The organism is Anaerobiospirillum succiniciproducens DSM 6400 (assembly GCF_000482845.1).
Lineage (GTDB): Bacteria > Pseudomonadota > Gammaproteobacteria > Enterobacterales > Succinivibrionaceae > Anaerobiospirillum > Anaerobiospirillum succiniciproducens.
Map to the genome: position 1 here is coordinate 46,932 of NZ_AXWV01000014.1, position 24,132 is coordinate 71,063.

Sequence of the window (24,132 nt, forward strand, 5' to 3'; positions counted from 1 at the left end):
TTGATGCAGCTAGCCTTGTCTAGTGTGGTGGCTGCATCATATTAAGTTTGTTGTGAATAGTTTATGTATAGTGCGCTTAGCTTAAGCGTTCTAAGGTAGCCTTTAAGATGTCATAGACCTGCTCGGTGTGCTTAACAGAGCAGCACTCATCTGGAGAGTGGGCGCAGCGTACGGTAGGGCCTAATGAAATCATCTTGAGCTTTGGATTGGCCTTAGCAAAGTAGCCAGTCTCTAAGCCAGCATGGATAGAAGTAATCTTTACATCAATACCACACTGCTTTTTGTACTCATCCTTGAGGATGTCAATGAGATCACTCTCAGTTGGGGATGTCCAGCCAAAGCTACGGCCTTGGAAACCAACCTCAACATTGTCGAGTAAGGAGCAGATGCTATCAATCTTGTCGATAACATCGTCTAAGCCATGGTCACGTAAAGAACGTGGTAACAGGGCAATAGTAATAGCATCACTCTTAGTGCGTACAGTTGAAAGGTTGCAAGAGGTCTCAACCACGCCCTTGTACTCACTAGACATACGCATTACGCCATTAGGCAGAGCACGCAGCAGTGAGATGAGGTTTTGTGATGAAGTGTAAGACAGTGCATTAGCTTGCAGCTGGCATGAGCCTAAGATAAGGTGCATCTCAGGGTCGCTATCTGAATAGAGGTCTTGATAGCGAACCATAGCAGCACGAGCAGCATCCTTAAAGCTTGCAATGGTATTAGTTGGAACAGCTAACTCTACATAAGCAGAGGATGCAATAGAGTTACGGATTTCACCGCCGTGGAACTTCTGAATAAAGAAGTCATTAGAGTCAGAAACCTCAGCTAAGATACCGCAAATGATATCGATAGCATTACCACGACCTAAGTGAATGTCACAGCCTGAGTGACCGCCACGCAGACCTGTGAGATTTAAGGTGATTGGGGTGCAATCTACAACCTTAACGAGCTCAGGGATGAAGGTTACATTAGCATTGATGCTGCCAGCACAACCAACAAAAAGCTCGCCATGATCTTCTGAGTCTAAGTTTAAGAGGTAGTCACCTTGCAGGTACTCAGGATCTAACTCAATAGCACCCTTCATGGAGCTTTCTTCTTCAACAGTGAAGATAGCAGTGATAGGGCCATGGCTCAGCTCTTTATCCTCTAACAGGGCGAGCATCAGGCACACGCCTAAACCATCGTCAGCACCTAAGGTGGTATTAGTAGCGGTGATATATGGACCCTCGCAGATCTCAAGCATCTTCTTGTTTACATCTGCAGTATTCTCATCCATATAACGAGGGACGATAGGATCTACTTTAAAGTTGTGCTCATAGCCATTGCGAGCAACAGGAACCATATCGATATGGCCCTGTAAAATAAGAGATGGGCTATTCTCACGACCAGCTGAGGCCTTTTTCTTGAGAATTACGTTACCGCACTCTTCAAGCTCACACTCAAGACCATGTTGCTGAGCAAAGTTAATAAGATACTTAGCAACACCACGCTCATTGCCTGATGGATGTGGAATATTGCATAGGTTTTGGAAGTGTGTGAAGACAGCCTGAGGGGCCAGATCTTTAATTTCCATACTTGAGATCCTAAAGAGACGGTGATCTAAGCAACAGCACATAGATGCCGTTCGTTAAACACATCGTGTTCTCAAAACATAAAGAGCACAAAGAGAACGGTATGATAGAGTTTAAGCAAGTCTTTGACAAGCAAAAACGTGTCTATTTTTCCCCTTGGCTACCAATGGTTCGGGCCATTATACCGCCGCTAGATATCAAATGATCCCAATAGCGCAACCAAATTGATATAGCTCATATAAATGCCGTTTCAGTGCAAATGACAATCAGGTATAAGACACAACGAAAACTCTTTTATTGCCAAAGTAGATGCTTATATGGAATCTCGTTGTATAGCAAAATGGCTCTAGTGAAAACACTAAGATTTGTTTCCCAATAACTATGGCATTGCCAAAGGCCATAGCATGAGCTTGCGCTGCCTAAAGGCGTGCTTTACATGCCAAATTAGCAATAAAGTTATGACTAGGCGTTCACGCAAAAGAAAAAGGCCGTTAATACAAGTAAGAGGCAGTTCAATGTGCTATGGCCAAATTACATTTTGCTATGAGCAAAGTACATCTTGCTATATCTTAAGTCCACTTTGGATAGTTGAGCTGTTTGCTCAACGACCTAAACATAGATAGGTACTGGCACTTGTAAGTGCCTGCAGTGCTTAACTTTAACCATGCTTATTTATGAATCTTCTATTAGCTTGCACTGTAGGCTTTGGCATTGCTGCCACGATTGCCTTGCTCAAAAATGATGACTGCATCTAATGAAGACTAAGGGCTCTAAACATCTTTAGAACTTGGCACTTTTCTTAAAACATAAGCTTGAGCACAACTGATAAGCACTGATCTTAGATGTTCAAAAGAAGAGTGTTTCTCTTGCATCAGCAAAACTTAAGTAAATAGCTTTGAAATGGCGATTCGTACCTAAGGGGGCGATGATCTCTTACACCTTGTTTTGTAAGAATAGATGTGACATAAGAATGTAAAGATGTAACTATAGTGACTACAAAATCCGCTATACATCGACGGTGTAGAGATTGATTGAAAAAATGTGATCTGCAACAAGTAGATCTCAAATTAGCTAATCTAGGTACATATATATAGCCTATACTCAAAGCTAAGAGACATAGTCTTAGGACTATTTTTTCATCCACTTCTGTAGACAAGGCATAAATCTAAGTTAATTAGACACAGTCTTTGGATCTTAATGAAATCTGTATATACATAAGCCGTTTAGCGACATCATGCGCCGCTATGTAATAGTTAAAACGGTGTTGATTGCCCATTTAGGGCCATAGGAGCCTTTATGATAATAAGAGCTTTTGCATTCTCTCCAATTCGCTACATCATGATGCTGTTCGCAGCCTTTGTGGTTGCATTTACCACAAGTGGTTGTGGTATGAGCTCAGACGATTACGTAGGTACCTGGATGGGACTTGATCAACATGGTGGCAACTCTCATGTATATCAGTACGAAATCGAAACTAGCGAAGATGGAGAAGGCTACATTATTCGTGTTACTCAGTTTAATTACAATGTCGATATGACACAGACAACTGCAGTATGGAAAGAGTCTGCTCCTCACTTCTTTAGAGCACGACTTGATAAGGGCAACTTAGTCTCAGACATTGGTGTGATTAAAGCCGATCCTGCTAACTTCAGATTGCTTTATGGCAACATTCCTTTAGTACGTAAAGCTAAGAACACTGAGCTCAAGCTTAAGTATGTTGTTCGTGGTGAAGTTGAAGCTAAGTACCCAGGTATTGAAGTCTTAGACTAGTTTGACTGAACGCTTAGTTAATTAGTCCTTGCACTAGGGATTATTTTTTAATAAAAGAAGGCAGCTTAGGCTGCCTTTTTGGATCTTGTGCCAACCAAAAATAAGTCAGCAAACGCCACGCCTCACTACCATCTATGCGGCTATATATGCTGCAGAACATAAGCCTTAGAACCAAACAGCAATTCATCACAAAATTAGTACCATAGCGCCATGGTCTTGAGGGGATAGCTATAGGTTCATAGCGACGTGATCTTGAGGGGATCGCTATAGGTTCATAGCGCCGTGATCTTGAGGATATGGCAATAGGTTCATAGCGCCTTGATCTTGAGGGGATAGCTATAGGCTCTTACCGCTGTGATCTTTATTGTGTCGCTACGAGCCTTATGGGCGTGATCTTAGGTAGGCGTGCGATGATCTTGTGATCTTAAGATATTTGGTGCTGCTCAATTTGAGCTTTGGGCTAAATGCCATTGCAACAACTAATAATATTGGGTGTCGTCACCTTGGAAGATGCTCATGCCTAGTTTGAGGCGTGATTGGCTATGACGAATCGTACTCATGACAATAGTGCTTAGCTGCAAATGAGCAGTGCTTTTTAGTGAGGGAAAAGTTAGAAGATGTATGCTTTAGAAGATTGGATGGATTGATATAGCCCGTATGTGCGGGCGCTGATGGGGCTTTAGTGTGGCAATAAGGGGCGCACAAAAAAAAGTAAGGCAGGTACTATGACCTGCCTAGAAGATAGCTATTTCTTATCAGAGAAATCTGCGCTATCTGCTGCCTCAGATTCTGCTTTTTGCATGCTGAGGTTTTCTCTAAGATTCTTGAGAGACTTCATAGCTTCAAGATCTTTCTTACGACGAACCAGCTTTGGAATGAAAACCAAACGCTGTGGACCGTCAGAGCGGTATACATGGTAACGCTTGAGGCCTGGGTACTGTCTTAAGAACTCCTCGTAGAATTCGATAAGACCATATTTTTCCTTGCCCTGTACGCGACCAACGGAAGTAGAGCTTACACGAACTGAACGCTTACGATCAGCATCCCATCTGTTCTGGTAAGTACATACGTAGTATCCGCGATTGGAATCGCCGTTCGCAATGAGCGGAGGAATGTCTGGAAGCTTGTTTTGGTTATCTTGAGTCATATGTTTATCCAGTCGTGAACTACCTTCAAGCAAAAGCTTGTGTGGTTTCCTACTTCATCGAGACGGTGCTCTCCGTAGGCGTCGTTGAGGGCTGCTTTTAGCAACTCTCTTTAGGTTTGGCACGTCCCCGTACCTACCTTGCATATCTTGTAACGTACAAACTTACGTTAGTTTAACTTTGGCATTGTCAAATCATCTTAAAAAGCAAGATGGAACATGTCGAGCAAAATAGCGTAGAGATGGGATTACTCTGCACTAACAATAAACAAGATAAGCAATTATCAGCTCGTACTTAAGCAGCGTTCTATGTAAGGGCATGGCCTTAAGGCTATTGTATCAGCTTTGAAATAAAGTAACACAATTTTCTTTACAAAGAATATTGCTTAGAAGCACTCGCTTTCTGATTAAGTTTTTTTTAGGTACTTGGAAAAATTGGTGCCATAGGTACATGGCACTTGTAGAAGTTAAATCGTACAAGCAGCAAACGCTTGTTATGGGCATTGCTGAGAGACAGAAATGCTCAAGATTTAGTTTGATATTGTACGGCAAAAATGATGTGAAGTGGGAAAAATTGATCTTTTTGTTTGATATTTCTTTGCCACAGCACGTTCATGTTGCTACTTAATAGCATAACTAGATATAGAGTTTCATTGCATATATGCCATTAATTTATGTTTTAAAAATGTGATGCAGTGTTGCAAATTTTCATCATCTTATGCTCTAAGAAAGCCATGTCTAACTGAATTTTAAGAAAAGTTTCAACACTAAGATTATAGCTATGCACAAGAGTTGTTCATTTGCATATTATTGCGGCTCGATCATCACTACCTACATCATGGTTGGTTCCATAGCTATCACATAGTTATCATAGATTAGCCTGAAAATAAGTCACATAGTTGATTGAGAAATGCTAAACATGATAAATAAGCCAAATTTGCTAATCTTATACTTTGAAGCTATGTATCTATTTGAATTAAGGTGATGGTTTTAAATGATCAGTAACGCTTAAGAATTATGCGTTTGATGATCTAAATTAAGTCATGCTGCTTAGTGCAAATGAGATGTTTCATGAGGTCAAGCAAATTTGACTATTTACCTAGCAAAGTTAGTGTGTGCTATCTAGCGTTACCTTAACAAGCCATCTATGTGCTATCTAGGCCCGAGAGCAGAGCGATTGCAAAGCAAGGTCGTGCACATTGCTAAGCAAAGAGGTTTTAGCTGTTTAGTGTGCTGTAGCTTTCTAGGTTAAGAGCTCTTAGCAACTTATTTTGTTGTAGTTTTCTAAGCGAAGAGCTCTTAGCAATTTAGTTTGTTGTAGCAGCTAAGAGCTCTTTGCGAATGATAAGGTTAGGTCTATTAGTTAGCCAAGCTTGCCTCTAAACAAGGCTACAGCTGTACCCATACTTAGAGCGCCTAAGCCAAAGAGCGGGATCAAGAGATGAATAACATTCATAAGTTCTTGGCCCTCTAAGTAGATGCGTCTTAACGCCTCTAATCCATAGTAAAAAGGGTTCACTAAAGTAAAGTACTGCATCAGCTCAGGCATAGCTGAGCGTGGGGTAATCATGCCTGAGAGAATGATTGATGGCAGCACAATGGTAAATGAGATTACTACCGATTGTTGTGAGGTGGAAGATAGCGCCGATATGGCCAATCCAATGCCCACAGTACAAAGACTAAAAGTGGAGATGACAAAGATAAAAGAGAAGAAGTTGCCTTGGAAAGCAATGTCAAACCACAGTACGCAAATTAAGAAGAGTGCTAATCCTTGAGTAATGGCGACAATGGTTGGTGGCAGTGCTTTACCAATTAAGATCTCCACTGGATTAAGTGGAGCTAAAAGCATCATGTCAAAGGTGCCTTCTTCTCTTTCGCGAGACACCGACAAGGAAGAGAGCATCATTACTTGAATCATAGACAAGGCTAGGATCATGCCGGTAAGAATGCTGTACTGCGTGATGTTGTTGACGTTGTACAGATAGCGGTGCTCAACACTGATGCCACCATAGATGCCTTTAATCTGTTTTTGCTCATTGTTATAAGACGCAACAATACTTTGCACATATGAAGCTGCAGTATTAGCTGAGGCTGTATTGCGAGCATCAGTAGCAATGAAAATAGTCTTGGTCTTATGAAAGTCAGAGGCGATAAAAATACCAAGCAAAGCATCGCCATGATCTAGCGTTTGCTTATAGCACAGCTCATCTTTGCAGTACTTAACTTGAGCAAAAGCAGGGCTATTGCTGACGCGTCTAACGATCTCAGTTGCCACCTTGTCATTGCTATCTTGGTAGATAACAAAAGGTACATGCTCTAGATTAAAAGTTGCACCATAGCCAAAGAGAATTGACTGAATGATGATAGGTAACACCAAGATCTTACGTGTGCCTTTATCCATCAGCATCACAACAAATTCTTTGTAGATCAAGGCCATGAGGCGCGTAAAAGCTAACTGAAAGTTACTCATTGCTACCCTCCTTTTTGAGCTCAGATTGTCTATCTTGGCTTAGCTCTGATCTTTGCTCGTGCTGACTGTTCTGATCTTTTAGATGACTGCTATGATCTTGTAGATGACTGATGTGATCGTGTAGCTGACTGCTCTTGCCTTGCTGCTGATTGTTTTTAGCTTGGCTATCATTGTTGCCTATTGTGATGTCTTTTGCTTGTGGCGATGGAGTAGCTGCAATGAGTTTGGTAGGCGGAGTGCGCTTAAACTCGCCGTGTAAAACTAGGTAGCATGCTCCACTGAGAATGGCCGCAAAGATCAGCATGATAAATAGGTTTTTGAAGATGATGTCTTCACTGCCACCCGATAAAAAGCAGATCTTGGCCGACTCTACAGCATAGGTTGGCGGAAAGAGGTGCGCGATAAATGAGATCGCAGGGGCGATAGCTCGCAAGTCAAAGACGGCACCTGAGAGCAAGATAGACGGTAAGAAGCTCAAAATGATGGCAAACTCAGATGCGAGGAACTGATTTTTAGCAATGGCAGAAATTAGAAGACCAAGCATAACTGAGACATACAGATACACTGCCATAGTTAGGATGAATAAGATCGCCGATCCTCTAAAGGGCAGATTGTACATAAGCATGGCGCTGAGTATGGCAAATACTGCTCCTAAGATTGAGAGTAAGTAGTACGGCACGATCTTAGAGATCAAAAACTCTGCTGCATTGATATTGGTAGCCTTTAAGCCAGTGATAGTACCGCGCTCAAACTCTCGAGCGATCACGATAGAGCACATGAATGCAGACATAAGCGTAACGACACCGACAAGCTGTCCTGAGAGCAAATACCATGTGGAGGTATTGGCCTCGTTAAACCAATTGCGGGTGGTTATTTGTACTTCTTTGTATGCAGCATTAGCTAATGAGCCCGATGCCTGTGCATTTTGCGCATTCATGCTTCTAATGTAGCTTACCTGTCTACTAACTCCTTTAAGTGCAGGGCCAGATAGCACTAGAGCCTCAAGATAAGACTTAGCTGCAGTTGCTGCCTGTGAGTCAGAACCATTGAGCGTAATCATGATAGAGCCTTTATGGTGGAGAGCTCTTTGCGAAAGATTTGGTGGCACCACAATGTAGGCTGCAATGTCATGATCTAGCAGCATCTTTTGAGCATCTAACTCGTTATTAACAGTACTAAGCTCAAAGTAGTCTGATCCTGCTATAGCAAAAGCTATTTCTTTAGAGATAGGATCATCGATCTTGTCTGTCACCAATGCTACTGCCACTGGCTTGACGTCCATACGCATGCCGGCACCGTAGAGCACTACGAGCAGCAATGGAATTACAAAAGCCACAATCAGCACTGACTTATCAGCAAGGATTTGCTTTAGCTCTTTGAAAACAAGAGCTTGTATATGGGAAAGATTAACTAAAGACATCACTTAACCCCTCCATTGCGACGATCGTTAACGCACTTGACGAAAGCCTCCTCAATTGAGATGCGCTTGTTGCCTTGCAAACAGATTTCATCAGGTGTGCCTAAGATTAAGATCTTGCCCTGATCCTGAATCAAGAAGCGATCGCAGTACTCAGCCTCTTCCATAAAGTGAGTAGTTACAATCACCGTAGTGCCATTAGCAGCTAGCGAAGCAATCATTGACCAAAAGGCACGACGCGAGGTTGGATCAGCACCAGAGGTAGCTTCATCTAAAAATAAGATGCTCGGGCTATGGATCAGAGCACATGCCATGGATAGAGAGCGCTGAATGCCGAAAGGTAGGTTTTCAGAAATCTCATTTAAAAATGGCTCAAGCATAAAGACCTTGCTTACCGCGCTAATACGCTCATCTAAGATCTTGCCTTTAAGTCCATAGCTTTGCCCAAAGTAGGTTAGATTTTGCATCGCAGTGAGCTTGCGATAGAGACAAAACTTCTGTGCTACATATCCAATGGTGGCACGTACTGAGCTTTTGGCATGTTTAAGCTCTAAGTTATTAATTAAGATGGTGCCGTGGCTAGGATTGAGCAAGGAGCAAATCATTCTGAAAGTAGTGGTCTTGCCAGCTCCATTTGGTCCTAGTAGACCAAAGATCTCGCCTTTGTACACCTTAAAGTTCGAGTCATGTACAGCCGTAAAAGATCCAAAGTCTTTTCTAATGCCATCCACACTAATGACTACCTCACCGTTGCCCTCAAAAGAGGTGCTTTTAATGCCTGAGGCGTCATAGCCATCCGAGTCATGGCCATCTGCACGCAGATTAGATAAGAGTTCAGAGGCGTAGCTGCCAGTATGGCGATCATAAGTAAGATCGATATAGGCGTCCTCTAAAACCGATGGGCGCTTTAATAGCGTAAAGTTATCGGCTACTGCACTAATGGACTTATCTTGAGCTTTGGCAAAGAGAGTCTTGAGATCTTGAGTAATGCTTTGGACACTTACATCATTCTCAGCAAGCAGCTCAATGCGTCCCATACGAGGGCAGATGTCTTTTAGCGATGTAAGATCGCTAAGATGACACATCATATAGCGTGAGAGCTTTTGATAAGAGATGTCATCATGCAAATCAATGTAATAGCACTGATTGGCAACATCCTCACGTAATTGAGCTGCAGTACCAGCAAAGAGCAATTTGCCCTCTTTGATAAAGATCGTTAAAGAGGCTTTATCTGCCTCCTCAAGGTAGAGTGAGGAAAAGAGACAATAGCTGCCAGTATCACGGATATAATCTTCAATAATGGCCCATAGCTCGCCACGTGAGATCGGATCAACACCCACAGTAGGCTCATCTAAGAGTAACAATGCTGGTTTGGCGCTAATGGCACAGGTTAAGGCTAGCTTTTGCTTCATGCCTCCAGAGAGTGAGCCAGCTTTGTAATCTTTAAACTTGATTAAGCCTACCTTTGCAAGCAAGTCCTCTAAATAGAGATCAAGTGCAGCCTCTATATCATCGCTGCTAGTAGATTGCGGCGAGTTGGTGTGTTGACCACTTATATTGAGAAGCGATCTTGCGTCAATGTCGCGCAAGGTGGCAAAGAGCCTTAGATTAGTCATGACCGATAGATCTTCGTAAAGACCTAAGGTTTGCGACATGTAGCCGATCAACGCTCCTGATCCTTTAGGCTCAAGGTTTAATGAGCAGATGCCCTCATCAGGCGCAATTAATCCTGCAATCATCTTGAGTAGCGTAGATTTACCTGAGCCATCTGGTCCAATTAAGGAAATCATATGATGCTCAGATCCAATCTCAAGATTAAGCGCATCGACTGCCGCAAAGGCACTACCATCTTGTTTTTTGAAGATCTTGGTCAGATCTTTTAATGACAACAGTGCACTCATAATCACGTCCTTTGATCTTTAACTCTAGGCAATCAGGCCATAAAGATAAGATCGTCACTAAAGATAGTGGCTTTTAGATTAATAGCCGTAGCTATAAGGATGCTGCCATGATACGTAGACCAACGCCTGATTTAGGTGGGGCGATTAATTGGATCATGGAGCTTATAGCTACGATTGAAGGTGTCACTTATCTTATAAGTGAGCTACTTTAGATCCTATTTGAGGGCTTTGTTGCTGTTGTCAGGAGCCTCACCTTTTAAATAGACAGTGATAGCTTGGCCAAAACGTAGCACATGCTCAGGATCTTCAACTTCAACACTGATCTCATAGATAAGATCGGCTCTAAGATCTTCAGTCTGTACGCTTTTAGGTGTGAACATGGCTGTAGGACTGATAAAGGAAATTTTGCCTACCATTGGAGGGCCATATGGGCGTTCTACGCTCACGGTATTACCAAGCTTAGCCAAGGTTAGCTGAGCATCAGATAGGTAAATACGGATCTTCTTAACGTTCTCATCGGTAATGGAGAAGATCGTCTCTCCAGCACCAACAAAGTCAGATAACTCATGAGTACGTGAACGGATGGTGCCGCTAAAGGGGGCGACGATATTGCCTTGGGAGTTGATTTGGTAGTTAAGATATGAAAGTTGCTCTTTGCATGCAGTAACCTTAGAGGCTTGAGATGAGATGATCTCTTCACGATAGCCACGCTTGTATAAAGCAAGCTGAGCTTCAGCTTCTTTTAATGTGGCTTTAGCTTCATCGTAGGCAGCCTTGGAGCTATCAAACTCTTGTTTGGAGATGGATTTGCTCTTGAGCAATGAGGCGTTACGCTCATAAGTAATCGCAGCTAAGTTAACTGCTGCCTGGCTCTTTTGTACTGAAGCTTCAGCTGAGGCAAGCTCTTCACTGAGGTAGCCGTTTTGATACTGTGTCAAGAGTGCTTCTTCAGCTTGGCAATTGGCGTACTGAATACGTAAACGATGGTCGAGATCTTGGGCATCAAGTGAGGCAAGGATAGCGCCTTTTTGAACCTGCTGGCCTTCATCAGCTGAAAGTTTGATGATCTTGCCTGAACGCTCAAAGGACAAGAGACTATCTTTAATGTCGACAGTACCATGTGCTTTGTATGGGTTAAGGCCTTCATGTGAAATCAGGGCATAAGCTAGAACAGCTAAGAAAGCGACAGCTGCAGCTATGATGAAAAACTTCTTGCTCATTGGACACCCCCAAGACAAAATCGCGATGCATGCATATGCATAAAAGATCTTGTGCCTGTATAAGGAACTGCTCTAATTAACGGTATTACTATAAGAGCAGTAGCTGATGTTTGTGAATAAACAGCACTACCAAATCCGCTTCAATAATTCTGTTCAAGCTATAAGCATCAAAGCAATAAGCATCAAGCTTAAGCCACCCGCCATCTAGGCTTTATCGCTAAAGCTATATAGCTTGCAAAGAAGTGGCGACATGGCACGGCTTGTTTACAGTTGCTATGCAAAGAGCCATTCGACGCGCCTACAAAAGAATGCGCGGTTACGTGGATAAAGCATATGCAATTAGATGCTTATGTATCGCTAACTTTGAGGCAGCCAATGCCATAACATCTCTCTAGAGCAAGTGGCTACGACAATGCGGTCTAAGCGCTATGTCCAATAGTACGTATTGGCTATTTAAGCGAATTTAAATAGGCTCGTACGCACTAAAAATAGGATGCACTAAGACTCAAGCAAGACAGAATTAACGGATAACACCATCTAAGTTTAGCACCTTGTATGAATTAATGATCAGTAATCATTGTGTTTAGTTGTTTGTGCTAAAAAAATGCCTAACCATTAGTTCAAATTACTTTGTAGCTGTAGAGCAAAACTAAAAAAGGCCTTTGCTAGCTAAAGTCAAAGGCCTTTTGAAATGGATAAATGGACTAATGGAAATCTTAACAATTAGTGATTAACTGCGCTCTCGCACTTACACCTGCATAGGAGCACTTATTCCTGTGTATGAGCACTAGCAGCATCTGAGTTAACTGTGGTGGTATTGAGTACGTACAGATCGGCATTGATGTAATCTACGATCTCCTCGCAAGTATTGCCGATAAGTGCAGCCTTAACACCGGAACGACCATGAGAGCCAATATAAACGGTAGCAGCATTCAGTCGCTTGCACAGCTTTGGCAGAACGTCATCTGGCATACCCTCTGCGATATGGCAGTTCTCCTCAGGGATATTATGTTTTTTAGCAAAGTCTAAAATGCGCTTCTTGTGTTCGGCTAAGACGCTTTCAGCATAAAGCTCAGGAGCATAGTTAGGTACTTCGAGCATTACTGTAGGCAGTACCACAGGGGCACTGTTTACAATGTGAATTGGTGCCTTAGTAATGGTTGAAAGTGCCTGAGCCTCACGTAAGAGCAGTACATTGAGGATCTGTTTTTCGTTAGACGTAAAATCAACTGCAATAACGATTGAGCTTTTCTCTGACCACTCGTGTTCTTTTGCAATGATGACCGGAATGTTGGCGTGACGGAGCAAGTTCCAATCATGTGGAGTAAAGATGATTGAATCAAGGATGCCATGATGATTTGCGCCCTTGATAATCAAGTCATAATTACCACTGTTAGCCTCAACGAGCATGCCCTCTGAAACATCACGTGTCCACTTGACAAGAGTCTTAATGCGAGAGGCAACATCGGCGCTCTCGTGATGTTTTTCAAGAACAGACTTCACGATGCTATCGAGTTCTATTTTGGTAACTTCCTCGACGTCATGATGTGTGGTTATTTCGCTCTTCTTGCCAATAAATGGCACATCGTTGGAGAAGTCGTAGATAAGACGCAGTGCTGTGATGGTGACTCTAGGATTGTAGTGAATAATCTCTATAGCTCTCTCAAGAGCAAGCTGGCGGTCTTTCTTAGGCTCTATGATGACCAGGATGTTGTTGTACTGTCTCATAGCTTTCTCCTTAATGGTGCGGAGGGATGATAAAGTGCATGACGGACATTGCTGACCATTGACCCTAAGCCGCAACATCTGATGCAAAGCGACACCATAGTCTTATATTATGACAACAAAAGGTCTTGGGCGGATTTTCCTCTAAGAGCATGTTGTAATTTGTGATATAGAACTAAAAAAGCTTTGCGCTTTAACAAATATGGCGCTCAATTGCCCTCAAAAAATCTTAGCTTACGGCTATACCAAGTTGAGCTACAGCTAAGATACAGCGCCGCAGCAATGTATATGTGGAATGTACCTTTAGTTCTCTTTTGACTAACAAAGAGACTGTATGCAGATACAAGTCTTTTAGTGGGATATAAAAATAAAGCCCTGCAAGATACTTAATCTGCAGGGCTTATCTATTAGTGAGCTTAGAACACTTGAAGTAAGGCGCGATTAGCTCATATAAATTGTTAAGTGCTCTTGTTTAAAAGTAGTTGACTACATCTTGATATGACGTGGACGAATACCAAAGATCAAGCAGCAGCTAGCAAAGACCACCGCACCGCCTAAGATAAGGCCGCTTAAGTAGAGCACAGACATAAGAGTAGTCATTTGTGTCCACTCATTAAACTCAGGTGATACGTAGCGTACTGATACCGCCATGATTATGCCAGCTGTAACTGCTTTTAAAATAAAGAATATGGTGGTCTTAGATACACGGTAAATGTTGCGCTTGTACAGCAGATATAAAAGTTGACCTGCATTAACAAAAGCAGCTAAGGCTGTTGAGAGAGCTAAACCAACGTAATCTAAAGGCCAGACTAAGATTAGATTGAAGACAATGTTAGCTGCAATGGCTACTACAGAGCATCTCACTGGAGTCTTAGTGTCTTGAATAGCTGCAAAGCCCTGAACTAACACACGTACTAACATGATGGCGCATAGGCCAGAGACGGATGCTAATAAAGACTGTGAGCTCAAAAATACGTGCTCTTCAGTGAAGGCACCACGCATGAAGATCACGCGCAAGATAGGCTCACGAAGCGCAATGATACCCAAAGCTGATGGGATGCCTAACAGCAGCACGAGACGCACGCCCCAATCTAAAGTCTTTTCGTAAGTTTCATGCTGAGTTTTAATGTCAGCGCGAGACAGGGCAGGCAGAATCACAGTGGAAATAGCAACTGCAAAGATACCGATTGGAAACTCTAAAAGACGGTCAGAGTAGTACAGGTATGAAATTGAGCCAGTAGCTAAGAACGATGCAAGTACAGTATTAACCAAAAGATTCAGCTGACTTGCAGATACGCCAAATAAAGCTGGGATCATCAAGGTACGAATACGAACTACACCAGGATGGTGCCAATCCCACTTAGGCACAACGAGCAAGCCTAACTTATAGACAAAAGGTAATTGGAATACAAGCTGTACCACGCCGCCTACAACCATACCAATGGCCAAGATCTCATTAGGATCTTCAAATTTAGGAGCAACAAAATAGGCCGTAGCAATCATCACAATGTTAAGCAAGCATGGAGTGATTGCAGGAATGGCAAAGCTGCCATGTACATTCAGTACAGAGCTGCACAATGCAGTTAAGGTAATAAAGAAGAGATATGGGAAGGTAATTTCAAGCAAATAACTGGCTTGAGTAAATTTAGCCGCATCTGGCTCATTGTTTAAGTAAGCCTCAAACCAGCCCCAACCAAAAATGGCAGTCACCACAGGAGAGGCGAGCATGCCAATTAAGGATATACAAAAGACAATGAGGCCTAAGGTTCCGGCCGCTTTGGAGATTAAGTCCTTTAATTCAGATGCGCTTTGTTCCTTACTAGTTTTTGTAAGTACAGGGACAAAAGACTGAGCAAAGGCTCCCTCTGCAAACAAACGGCGGAAGAAGTTAGGAATACGGTTAGCAAAGAAGAATACGTCCGCAGTAAGACCGGCACCCAAGAGTTGAGCAACGGCAATATCACGGACCATTCCAAGGATACGAGACAGGAAAGTGGCAGCAGCAGTAACCACTCCTGAGCGCAAAAGGCGCGATTTTTTCACTACAGCAGTCATAGGCAGTGATTGTACTCGCAATGAGTACAAAATCGCTATCTGCTTTCAAACAATGCAAATTTATTAACCAATGGCAGCGCCCAAAGAGCCCTGCCAAAAAGCTACGGCTTAGCCAATGGCAGTGCCACAAGAGCCGAGCTATCAAAGCTGTGGCTTAGCCAAGGGCGGTATCTAACACCATCATGACGACAAAGCCGGTCATTACGGCGATAGTTCCAAGATCTGAGTGCTCGCCTAGTTTGGCCTCAGGGATAAGCTCTTCTACCACTACATAAATCATGGCACCGGCAGCAAATGATAAAAGCCATGGCATGACAGGAATAAAGTAGGCGGCTAAGGAGACCACGATGATAGCTGCAATTGGCTCTACGATAGCCGACATCGATCCGAACACAAAAGCTTTGAATCTGCTCATGCCGCAGGCATTAAGTGGTAAGGATAGAGCAGTACCCTCTGGAAAGTTTTGCAAGCCCATACCGATAGTAAGTGCAATGGCTCCAGAGTAGGCCTCAGGCTCGCCAACAGCAGCTGCAGCAGCAAAGGCGATACCTACGGCCATACCTTCTGGAATGTTGTGCAGAGTTACAGCTAAAAAGAGTAGCTGATTACGACCAAGCCGTGTGTGAGGTCCTTCTGTTTCAGTTGAGCTAAGGTGCATGTGAGGCAAAATCTTATCCATTACACTTAAAAAGATGGCACCAAGTACAAAGCCTCCTGCAACAGGGAGTACAGGAGAAGCACCACTTTTTTCTACTTGCTCAATTGCAGGTGCAAGTAATGACCACATGGATGCTGAAATCATAATGCCGGCAGCAAAACCTAAGGAGAGCTTAGTAAAAAGATCTGAAGGCATTTTCTTAGTAAAGAACACCACGGCTGCACCCAAGGCAGTCATGCCGAAAGTAAAGAGGGTAGCCAGTGTTGTATGCACTAATGCATCCATGAATTACATCCTTAGTTTGATGAGCGGGCGTCGATATACACTTTTAAGCAGCTAAGCTGTTGAGAAGCTGAATCTTAATTAGCTGTTAACCATAACTACATAGAGCGCCTTTAAAATCTTTTATGTAGCTCAATTTATTTCCAAGCTCCTTATTAAAGAAAGTATCTTTAGTTGTGAGCTTTTATGAACTGCCTGAGGTAAAAACATAAGTGTAAGTTTAAAGGTGTTTTGGTTAGCTATAGCTAACTTAGTATTCATAGTACACGATTTTCCCTTAGGTGCAAGAGGTGCGTTTCTCATTTGAGAAATGAGATTAACTTAGGCTAACAATGGCGTATGTACAAGCTTTGTCAGCTTAGTTTGATAGCTTATAAGCCCGTTAAGAACTGATAACATCTAGTCTCTTTGAGTGTTTGTGATGTAATTTATCAAGTGATGTCTATTTGCATATTTCAGCTCTATAATGAGCTCATTCAAGTTTCAGACACAAAAAAGTCTCTAAGCACACAATAATGTGCTACATTGATTTAGATCCATTCGGATCTAATCAAACAGATTTCATGATTTAGTTTAGCCAAGGATCAAATCCAGTCTGGGAACAAGTCAGACAAGCTAAATAAATCATTAACCGGTTTGGTTTTTATCTTCATAAGCATGCTAGCTAATTTCTTATCAATTGATAAAGCTAGTTTGCTTCAATAGGAGTATCAAGATGTCATTCATCAACAAGGAAGTTGGCGACTTTTCAGTTCAGGCCTTCCAGAACAACGATTTCCACACCGTTACCAAGGCTGACTTATTAGGCAAGTGGTCTGTATTATTCTTCTACCCAGCTGACTTCACTTTCGTTTGCCCAACTGAGTTAGAAGACTTAGGCAACAAGTACGAAGAGTTCAAGAAGATCGGTTGCGAAGTTTACGGTGTATCTTGTGACTCTCACTTCGTTCACAAGGCATGGGCTGACACTTCCAAGACCATCAAGGCTCTGAAATACCCATTACTGGCTGACCCAACCCACGTTTTAGCCAAGATGTTTGATGTTTACATCGAGGAAGCTGGTTTATCTGAGCGCGGCACCTTCATCATCAACCCAGAAGGCAAGGTTGTTGGCTACGAAGTTATCGCTGGCAACGTAGGCCGTAACGCTGACGAGTTATTCCGTCGCGTTCAGGCTTTACAGTTCGTTGCTGAGCACGGCGACCAGGTTTGCCCAGCTAAGTGGCAGCCAGGTGCAGAGACCTTAAAGCCATCTGTTGACTTAATCGGCGCTCTGTAATTCACTCCTACGCACTCGCGTAGTAGCTGAATAAAGAATTAGCAAGTTTACTTGCTCCAAGGAAGCCTCCATTTTGGAGGCTTTCTTGTTTTTGCTTGATGCGCAAGAATATGCAGGCCAGTATGCAAAAGCATATGCAAAAGCATCTAAAAGTCCATGTGGACACTCCCGCCTAAAAGCGCTGTGCTCTAACAACACCACTTCTAACAGCACCGCTCTAGCACCACCCCTTACCAAAGTATCCGCTCTTAGCAACAACACATCTTATTTTGCAGCAATTGATTGCTTGTAGCATTGCTGCGTGCACATTCAAATTTTTAACAAAGTGTCTATTAGGTTTGAAGTAAACGACCTAGCACATTTGTTTCGTGGACTTATTCTTACAATAGCACGTTACTCTGTGATAAGTTTATTAGATTACTTTTGAGTTTATGAAGATAAATGCCTTAAATAGGCTAATTATAAGTAATTGTTAGCATATGATAACTTGTATACAAGTGATACTAAATATTGCTCAAAAGCATAGATGATGTGCTATGATTTCTTTTGTATTACACAATGTAAATGTAAACAACAGTTGAGTTTTTCCTGTTGTTAAATTCTGTCCAAATTGATTGGCAATTTTATGAGATCGCTATGATGAATTAAGCTCTGGCGATCTTAGCAGTTAACAGCAGCTGCACTAAAAGGCAGTCTTATAAGACGACAAACGTTTAAGATCTGAAGGCAAATTGCGTTTGTAAGTGAACGTCGACCTAAGGCGATGAGAATAAACTTAGCTTAGGTTTATGACTGCTTTAATGATGCTGTACCGAATTATTAACCTTCTAAATGGAGCAGATGTTGCCCCTTGTTATGACTGAGTAATCGTCTTACCTTTTATGAAGATCATTATCTTTATAAGAGGTGCAAGTGGTGACGCAGTTTGTATATGAACGCAAACAACAATTTATTTGATGCCATTATCGTTGGCGGTGGTCCAGCTGGTTTAACTGCTGCCTTATATCTGGCTCGTGCCCGTTACCGTGTTTTAGTTTTAGAAAAAGAGCGCTTTGGCGGTCAGATTACTATCACACATGAGGTTGTAAACTACCCTGGTATTGCAAAGACCTCTGGTGAGGCTCTTACCGATACCATGCGCCGTCAGGCAATGGATTTTGGTGCTGAGGTTAAGCTTTCTGAGGTTGTGGATCTCAAGCTTGAGGGCGATATTAAGGAAGTTATCACCTCTCGTGAGACCTTACGTGCTTTCTCAGTATTAATTGCTACTGGTGCAAACCCTCGTCACATCGGTTTTGAGGGTGAAGAGAAGTTCCGTGGTCGCGGTGTCGCTTACTGTGCTACTTGCGATGGCGAGTTCTTCACTGGTAAGGAGCTGTTAGTTATCGGTGGTGGCTTTGCTGCTGCTGAAGAGGCTATGTTCCTGACCCGTTATGCAACTAAGGTAACTATCTTAGTTCGTAAAGATCAGTTCTCCTGTGCTCAGAGCATTGCCGATGAGGTTATGCAGCATCCTAAGATCAGTGTGCTCTTTAACCACGAGCTGCAAAGCATCGCTGGCGATGAGATGGGCATTACCTCAGCTAAGCTGGTTAACAACAAGACTGGCGAGACCTATGAGTACAAGGCTAAGGACAATGACACCTTTGGTGTATTCGTTTTTGCTGGCTATGTACCAAACACTTCATTAGTAAAGGATAAGGTAGAGCTCAACGATCAGGGCTACATCATTACCTCCCCAGATCAAGAGACCAATGTACCAGGTGTATTTGCAGGCGGTGACGTATGTATTAAGAACCTGCGTCAGGTTGTAACTGCAGTTTCTGATGGTGCTTTAGCTGCTTCTTCCATGGAGAAGATCGCCGCTGTAATGCACAAGAAGACTGGTTTAGTACCTGAGGTTCCAAATGCAGTTCGTAAGGCTCCTGAAGAACCACGCGCATCTGTTGCTCCTGAGGTTAAGGCCGGCAACTTCATTTCACCAGAGTTTGTACCTCAGTTAAACGCTGTATTTGAGCGTATGGAGTCTGCTATCACCTTAAAGGTACACTCTGCAGGTGATGACAAGGGCAATGAGCTCGTAGGCGCTATGAATGAGCTTGCTAATCTTACTGATAAGCTCAAGGTAGAAGTTACCTCTGAGGGTGAGCACTTACCATTTGTTGAGTTCATCCGTGCTGACGGCAGTGCCACTGGTATGGCTTTCCACGGTGTTCCTGGCGGTCACGAGTTCAACTCATTCATCTTGGGCTTCTACAATGCATCTGGCCGTGGTCAGCCAATCGATGAGGCTGATTTAAATGCAGTTAAGGCTATCGATAAGCAATTAGACTTAAAGATCTTAATCTCCTTATCATGCACCATGTGTCCAGACTTAGTAGTAGCTTCACAGCGTATGGCTGCACTCTCTCCTAAGGTTAAGACTCACGTTTACGATGTAGGTCTGTTCCCAGATCTTCGTTCACAGTACAAGGTAATGTCAGTTCCTTGCATGGTTGTAAACAACGAGACTGTTGCCTTCGGTAAGAAGAGAATGCCTGAGTTACTCGATTACTTAAAGAGCATTGATGCTATCTAAGAGCATCGCTTAGTGCTTTTCACTAAGTAACTTTAAATTTTCGATCGATTTGAGAAGCCTGCTGTCATTAGATTGCAGGCTTTTTTCGTTCATGGAGCTACCAAACAATAAAGCAATCTTTCCCCAAATTAAGATTGCCAGCACGTAAGGACAACACCCGCTAGTGAGTGCAATGGATAAAAATCACCCACAATAATTAAAGCAACCTCAACTAATGTGTAGCAAAACAGAGCAGTTGGTACAGCTTGAGTTAGCCTGGGCTAACAAAAATGTGAGCATGGACAAAAACTTGTAATCGCATTTTAGAAATCAGAGTTGAAACGAGAAGTAACTTTTTTCACAAAAGCGGCGAAAAACAGCAAAAAGTGCCTAAAAAGTGATAAAAAAAGCCGCAAAATCGCATAAAACTGTGCATTATTCTCACAATATACTTTCTATCATTATTACTGTTGACAGTGGAAATTGACTTAGTTAGCATATGCTAATCAGGATGTTGAAGGGCACAAGAACAGCAACTTGTGTTTATCCTGAACTTTTTCCATTGTATCTCCTAGGACTCCTATGACTGGCGGCTTTCACAGCAAAAGGCCTTCAGTGATAGGGGTCTTTTTTATTGTCCAAAGCAAAAGTTATAACCTCACAAGCTAAGCGTTTTCCATCAGCGCAAAGCTTGCCCATCCTGCAAACAATCTGGCGATCCAGCCAGCTAGCCCAAAATCAGTCGACTTTCCTGCCAATCAACTAGCCGATTTACTAGCAATCTATATCCAGTTGCTTAATGGATTGCGGCTAGGTATGCAGCTGTAAAGTGTTGTGATGGCGTGGGCTAACTTTAGTTTTTAGCAAATCATGAAGATAGTATTGTCATGTTGCTTTAGAACGCGTGCTAGAATGTGAAGATACTGAAAAACTATCGTAATGCCATGTTAATCCACACGTGCAATAACTGCGTGATCTTGTGCTAAGGCATAGTCTGATGGCTATATCTTTGGGGTGGATTGATATTGCTTAGATAGTTTTGTAGATGCTTTAGCTAAAGATGCTACGCACACTTCAGAGTTGGGGGTTGAATATGAGCGACAGTACAAACAATGATGTCAACTTAAGTGAAATCTTGTTCAAGCCAAAACATGATTACATTGAGACCTCTTTAATTTCAAACTCTGGATGCCCACTGCCAGATATCGGTGACGGATTACATATGATGGGATCTCACTTTAGATCTCTGTGGTACCGTCCGATTAACCGTTATACCTGGACTTATTTAGGTGCTAACTGCCTCGATGTTGATTTGGCTCTGTCTAATATCGTCATGAGCAAGAATCCACGTACCCGTGCCGAGTGTTTTGACACTATTGAACAATATGGCCCAGGTAACTGGATTTATGAGTTTAGCTCCATTGCGCAAAAGCGTGTAATGCAAGCTCGTCTGTGTGAAGAGAGTGGTAATCTTGAGCAGGCGTCTCATGAGTATCGTATGGCATCTCGATACTTTGCCATTGCATCTTATCCAAATTTAAAAGGTGACGTACTAGCAGCTCAAGCATCGCTGCTTGGTCGTAAGGCTTATCGTAAGATCTTCAATGAGGTTAGCCGTACCGGTCATTATCAAGAAGAAGAGTTCACCTTCAAGGGTGAGAAGATCTCAGGTTATCTGCACTGTGTAGATACTAAAAAGCTTCAGCCTTGTGTTGTGGTGGTTGCTACTTACGAGTCAACCTCAACTGATTACTATCGTCTCTTCAAAGATTACCTGCGCAAGATGGGCATTGCCTTATTCATTATCGATATGCCAGGTATGGGCTCAGCTCAAAAACTCGTGCTTGATGAGCAGAGTTCTGATCTAGTTGAGGCTGCTATTGAGCATCTGCAAAAGCTTAAGTTCATCGATACCACCGCAATTGGTTTGTATGGCTATCGTTTTAGCGCTAATGCTGCAGCTAGACTTACTCTGCTTCGACCAGATTTAGTTAAGGCCCTTGCCTTAGTTAGCCCAGCAATTCACAGTGCCTACTTAAATCAGAAGGTACTCAATAGCATGTCCTTAGCTACACGATCCTCTCTTGCTAATCGTCTTAATGCTGATGCTAGCAATTGGGCTGTGATCGTGCCTCAGCTGCAGACTCTATCATTAAAGGTTCAAGGTTTAATTGGCTACCATGCCTCTAACAAGACCCCAACCTTATCCATCTACACTCCAGTTGATCTTAAGTACAATGACGATCGTGATATGGTATCTAAGGCCTTTAGTAACAACCACGATATTGTCTTTAAGCAGATGCGTGTAAGTGAGTTTGTGCCACGTATCTTCACTGAGATCTCAGAGTTCTTTAGAAAGAATCTGCTCTCATAGCAGCTAATGCATATACGCGATAAGTATTGAGCACAAGCAAATAATCGTTGTGCAAACACCAAAAAATGGGGGCCTAGGCCTCCTTTTTTTTATTGGGCATGGGGTCGTTTTACGAGAGCAATTAACAGATTTAGGCACATGTTTGTGCCGTAAGGATCAAGGCATCCACGTCAAGGTATTTTAGATGGATATAAGCCATGAGCTGTGATTTTGCTGAGCGTATATTTAGTTACCAATTACCATATTGTTGCATCCTTGCTGCACAAGGGTGAAAATCGAGTACTGATCAGCAAAGTAGGGCGCTTTTAGCTATACTGATGCTTCATCTTTACCAACTCCCATGGGCAAGCCCATGGGGTTCCTGCGTATCAAGGTTAAGCGTTTTCAGGTGCAGCCATGCATGCGCCTATAGAGAGTAAGTTTTTTAGTTCGGGTGACAAAACATGTCAAATCACAAAGATAAGCATAAGAGCGCCAAAGAGTCAGTAGAAAATTCTAAGAGCATTGTAATTAAGCTCGGCACTAGTACTTTAACTCATGGCGGCAAGAAGCTTGATCGTGCTCATATGCTGGAGATTGTGCGTGTAGTAGCTAAGATGCGAGAGGCAGGACATAAGGTAACTTTAGTCTCCTCTGGCGCTATGGCTGCTGGTCGTGAATTAGTCGAAAATGCTTACTCTTTACCGCCCGTTTTAAGCTCCAAGCAATTACTTGCATCTGTTGGTCAAGGTCGCCTGATTGAGGTATGGGCATCTTTATTTGCTATTTACAATATCCATATTGGTCAGCTGTTATTGACCCGAGCCGACTTAGAAAACCGTGAGCGCTTTTTAAATGCTCGCGATACTCTTTTTGCCTTGCTTGATAATGGTATTGTTCCAGTCATTAATGAAAATGACGCTTTATCAACAGCTGAGATCAAGGTAGGCGATAACGATACGCTAGCTGCGATCACAGCTTGTGCTATTGAGGCTGATCAGCTCATTTTACTCACCGATCAAAAGGGTCTTTTTGATGCAGACCCACGTTCTAATCCTGATGCCAAGCTTATCTCTGAGGTTAAGCACATTGACGATAAGATCTTCTCTCTTGCCGGCGGTTCAGGTACTTCCTTAGGTACTGGTGGTATGTACACCAAGGTCAAAGCTGCAAGCATTGCAACTAAGGGTGGTGTAGAACTAGTCATTGCCTCTGGTAGCGATCCTTTAGTGATGCTTGATCTTATTGAAGATCATGGTGAGGGTACTTTCTTTAGAACCGACGCAAGTCCAATGGAGCTAAGAAAGGTATGGCTATCCTCAACTACCAAGCCATCTGAGGCTATTGTGATTGATGATGGTGCCGTTAGCGCTCTTAAAGAACGTGGCTCTTCGTTATTACCATCTGGCATCGTAGCGATCAAAGGCGAGTTCTTACGTGGTGCAGTTGTCTCCATCACTACTAATACAGGAGAGATCATCGGTAAGGGCATCGTGCGCTATAGCTCGGGTGAGTGCGAGCAAATTTGTGGCTGTAAGTCAGATGAGATTGAAGAGCGATTAGGATTTTCTAATGGCGTGGTAATTCACCGTAACGATTTAGTGGTGAATGATTAGTTACAAGGTTATGCTTTACTCTTTGTCTTTTTGCTTAAAGATCAGGCCCTCAAGGCGATATATACAGCACAATTAGGCACAAAAGGACAAACTTAATACCACAATCAAGAACAT

At 42.8% G+C, this 24,132-nt stretch carries 14 protein-coding genes; 5 read left to right on the forward strand and 9 right to left on the reverse strand.

The genetic code is table 11. The features are described from left to right. Positions 1-76: 76 nt before the first annotated feature. Entirely contained in the window at positions 77-1,573 is a 1,497-nt protein-coding gene (pepD, locus tag H524_RS0101615; protein ID WP_027938972.1) for a beta-Ala-His dipeptidase, read from the reverse strand. 1,294 nt (positions 1,574-2,867) lie between these two features. Between pepD and H524_RS0101625 the strand changes: the two genes are divergently transcribed. Further along, a complete protein-coding gene (locus H524_RS0101625) occupies positions 2,868-3,341 on the forward strand; it encodes a hypothetical protein (RefSeq protein WP_027938973.1) in 474 nt (157 codons plus the stop codon). A gap of 745 nt (positions 3,342-4,086) precedes the next feature. Here the strand turns inward: H524_RS0101625 and H524_RS0101630 are convergent. From H524_RS0101630 to H524_RS0101675, 8 genes are all read right to left on the reverse strand, one after another. Beyond that, entirely contained in the window at positions 4,087-4,488 is a 402-nt protein-coding gene (locus H524_RS0101630) for a hypothetical protein (RefSeq protein ID WP_027938974.1), read from the reverse strand. 1,360 nt (positions 4,489-5,848) lie between these two features. Next, complete coding sequence (locus tag H524_RS0101640; RefSeq protein WP_027938975.1) at positions 5,849-6,955, reverse strand: ABC transporter permease; 1,107 nt, start codon at positions 6,953-6,955, stop codon at positions 5,849-5,851. Next, positions 6,948-8,375 (reverse strand): ABC transporter permease, encoded by a 1,428-nt coding sequence (locus H524_RS16190; RefSeq protein WP_027938976.1) that lies wholly within the window; start codon positions 8,373-8,375, stop codon positions 6,948-6,950. Before H524_RS16190 ends, H524_RS0101640 begins: the two co-directional genes overlap by 8 nt. After that, complete coding sequence (locus tag H524_RS0101650; protein ID WP_044121231.1) at positions 8,375-10,273, reverse strand: ATP-binding cassette domain-containing protein; 1,899 nt, start codon at positions 10,271-10,273, stop codon at positions 8,375-8,377. Before H524_RS0101650 ends, H524_RS16190 begins: the two co-directional genes overlap by 1 nt. 215 nt (positions 10,274-10,488) lie before the next feature. Further along, on the reverse strand, positions 10,489-11,493 hold the full coding sequence (locus tag H524_RS0101660) for an HlyD family secretion protein (RefSeq protein WP_027938978.1): 1,005 nt from the start codon (positions 11,491-11,493) through the stop codon (positions 10,489-10,491). A 768-nt stretch (positions 11,494-12,261) separates the two neighbouring features. After that, the gene (gene uspE / locus H524_RS0101665) at positions 12,262-13,221 is read right to left on the reverse strand and encodes a universal stress protein UspE (RefSeq protein WP_027938979.1); all 960 of its coding nucleotides are present in this window, start codon (positions 13,219-13,221) and stop codon (positions 12,262-12,264) included. 483 nt (positions 13,222-13,704) lie between these two features. Next, the gene (gene murJ / locus H524_RS0101670) at positions 13,705-15,273 is read right to left on the reverse strand and encodes a murein biosynthesis integral membrane protein MurJ (RefSeq protein WP_044121233.1); all 1,569 of its coding nucleotides are present in this window, start codon (positions 15,271-15,273) and stop codon (positions 13,705-13,707) included. Positions 15,274-15,427: 154 nt separating this feature from the next. Next, on the reverse strand, positions 15,428-16,216 hold the full coding sequence (locus H524_RS0101675) for a ZIP family metal transporter (RefSeq protein WP_027938981.1): 789 nt from the start codon (positions 16,214-16,216) through the stop codon (positions 15,428-15,430). Positions 16,217-16,928: 712 nt separating this feature from the next. Here H524_RS0101675 and ahpC point away from each other — a divergent pair. The 4 genes from ahpC to proB all read left to right on the forward strand — a co-directional run bounded on the left by ahpC (position 16,929) and on the right by proB (position 24,018). Beyond that, positions 16,929-17,492: an alkyl hydroperoxide reductase subunit C gene (gene ahpC / locus H524_RS0101680; RefSeq protein WP_027938982.1), complete on the forward strand. Its 564-nt coding sequence runs from the start codon at positions 16,929-16,931 to the stop codon at positions 17,490-17,492. A gap of 931 nt (positions 17,493-18,423) precedes the next feature. Beyond that, entirely contained in the window at positions 18,424-20,070 is a 1,647-nt protein-coding gene (locus H524_RS0101685; protein ID WP_027938983.1) for an FAD-dependent oxidoreductase, read from the forward strand. A 1,072-nt stretch (positions 20,071-21,142) separates the two neighbouring features. Further along, complete coding sequence (locus H524_RS0101690) at positions 21,143-22,423, forward strand: alpha/beta hydrolase (RefSeq protein WP_027938984.1); 1,281 nt, start codon at positions 21,143-21,145, stop codon at positions 22,421-22,423. 443 nt (positions 22,424-22,866) lie between these two features. After that, the gene (gene proB / locus H524_RS0101695) at positions 22,867-24,018 is read left to right on the forward strand and encodes a glutamate 5-kinase (protein WP_044121235.1); all 1,152 of its coding nucleotides are present in this window, start codon (positions 22,867-22,869) and stop codon (positions 24,016-24,018) included. The last annotated feature ends 114 nt before the right edge of the window (positions 24,019-24,132 follow it).

Bases quoted from the DNA above. Each gene is read 5' to 3' on its own strand.
- pepD (WP_027938972.1), bottom strand. From the start codon at position 1,573: ATGGAAATTAAAGATCTGGCCCCTCAGGCTGTCTTCACACACTTCCAA.
- H524_RS0101625 (WP_027938973.1), top strand. From the start codon at position 2,868: ATGATAATAAGAGCTTTTGCATTCTCTCCAATTCGCTACATCATGATG.
- H524_RS0101630 (WP_027938974.1), bottom strand. From the start codon at position 4,488: ATGACTCAAGATAACCAAAACAAGCTTCCAGACATTCCTCCGCTCATT.
- H524_RS0101640 (WP_027938975.1), bottom strand. From the start codon at position 6,955: ATGAGTAACTTTCAGTTAGCTTTTACGCGCCTCATGGCCTTGATCTAC.
- H524_RS16190 (WP_027938976.1), bottom strand. From the start codon at position 8,375: ATGTCTTTAGTTAATCTTTCCCATATACAAGCTCTTGTTTTCAAAGAG.
- H524_RS0101650 (WP_044121231.1), bottom strand. From the start codon at position 10,273: ATGAGTGCACTGTTGTCATTAAAAGATCTGACCAAGATCTTCAAAAAA.
- H524_RS0101660 (WP_027938978.1), bottom strand. From the start codon at position 11,493: ATGAGCAAGAAGTTTTTCATCATAGCTGCAGCTGTCGCTTTCTTAGCT.
- uspE (WP_027938979.1), bottom strand. From the start codon at position 13,221: ATGAGACAGTACAACAACATCCTGGTCATCATAGAGCCTAAGAAAGAC.
- murJ (WP_044121233.1), bottom strand. From the start codon at position 15,273: ATGACTGCTGTAGTGAAAAAATCGCGCCTTTTGCGCTCAGGAGTGGTT.
- H524_RS0101675 (WP_027938981.1), bottom strand. From the start codon at position 16,216: ATGGATGCATTAGTGCATACAACACTGGCTACCCTCTTTACTTTCGGC.
- ahpC (WP_027938982.1), top strand. From the start codon at position 16,929: ATGTCATTCATCAACAAGGAAGTTGGCGACTTTTCAGTTCAGGCCTTC.
- H524_RS0101685 (WP_027938983.1), top strand. From the start codon at position 18,424: ATGAACGCAAACAACAATTTATTTGATGCCATTATCGTTGGCGGTGGT.
- H524_RS0101690 (WP_027938984.1), top strand. From the start codon at position 21,143: ATGAGCGACAGTACAAACAATGATGTCAACTTAAGTGAAATCTTGTTC.
- proB (WP_044121235.1), top strand. From the start codon at position 22,867: ATGTCAAATCACAAAGATAAGCATAAGAGCGCCAAAGAGTCAGTAGAA.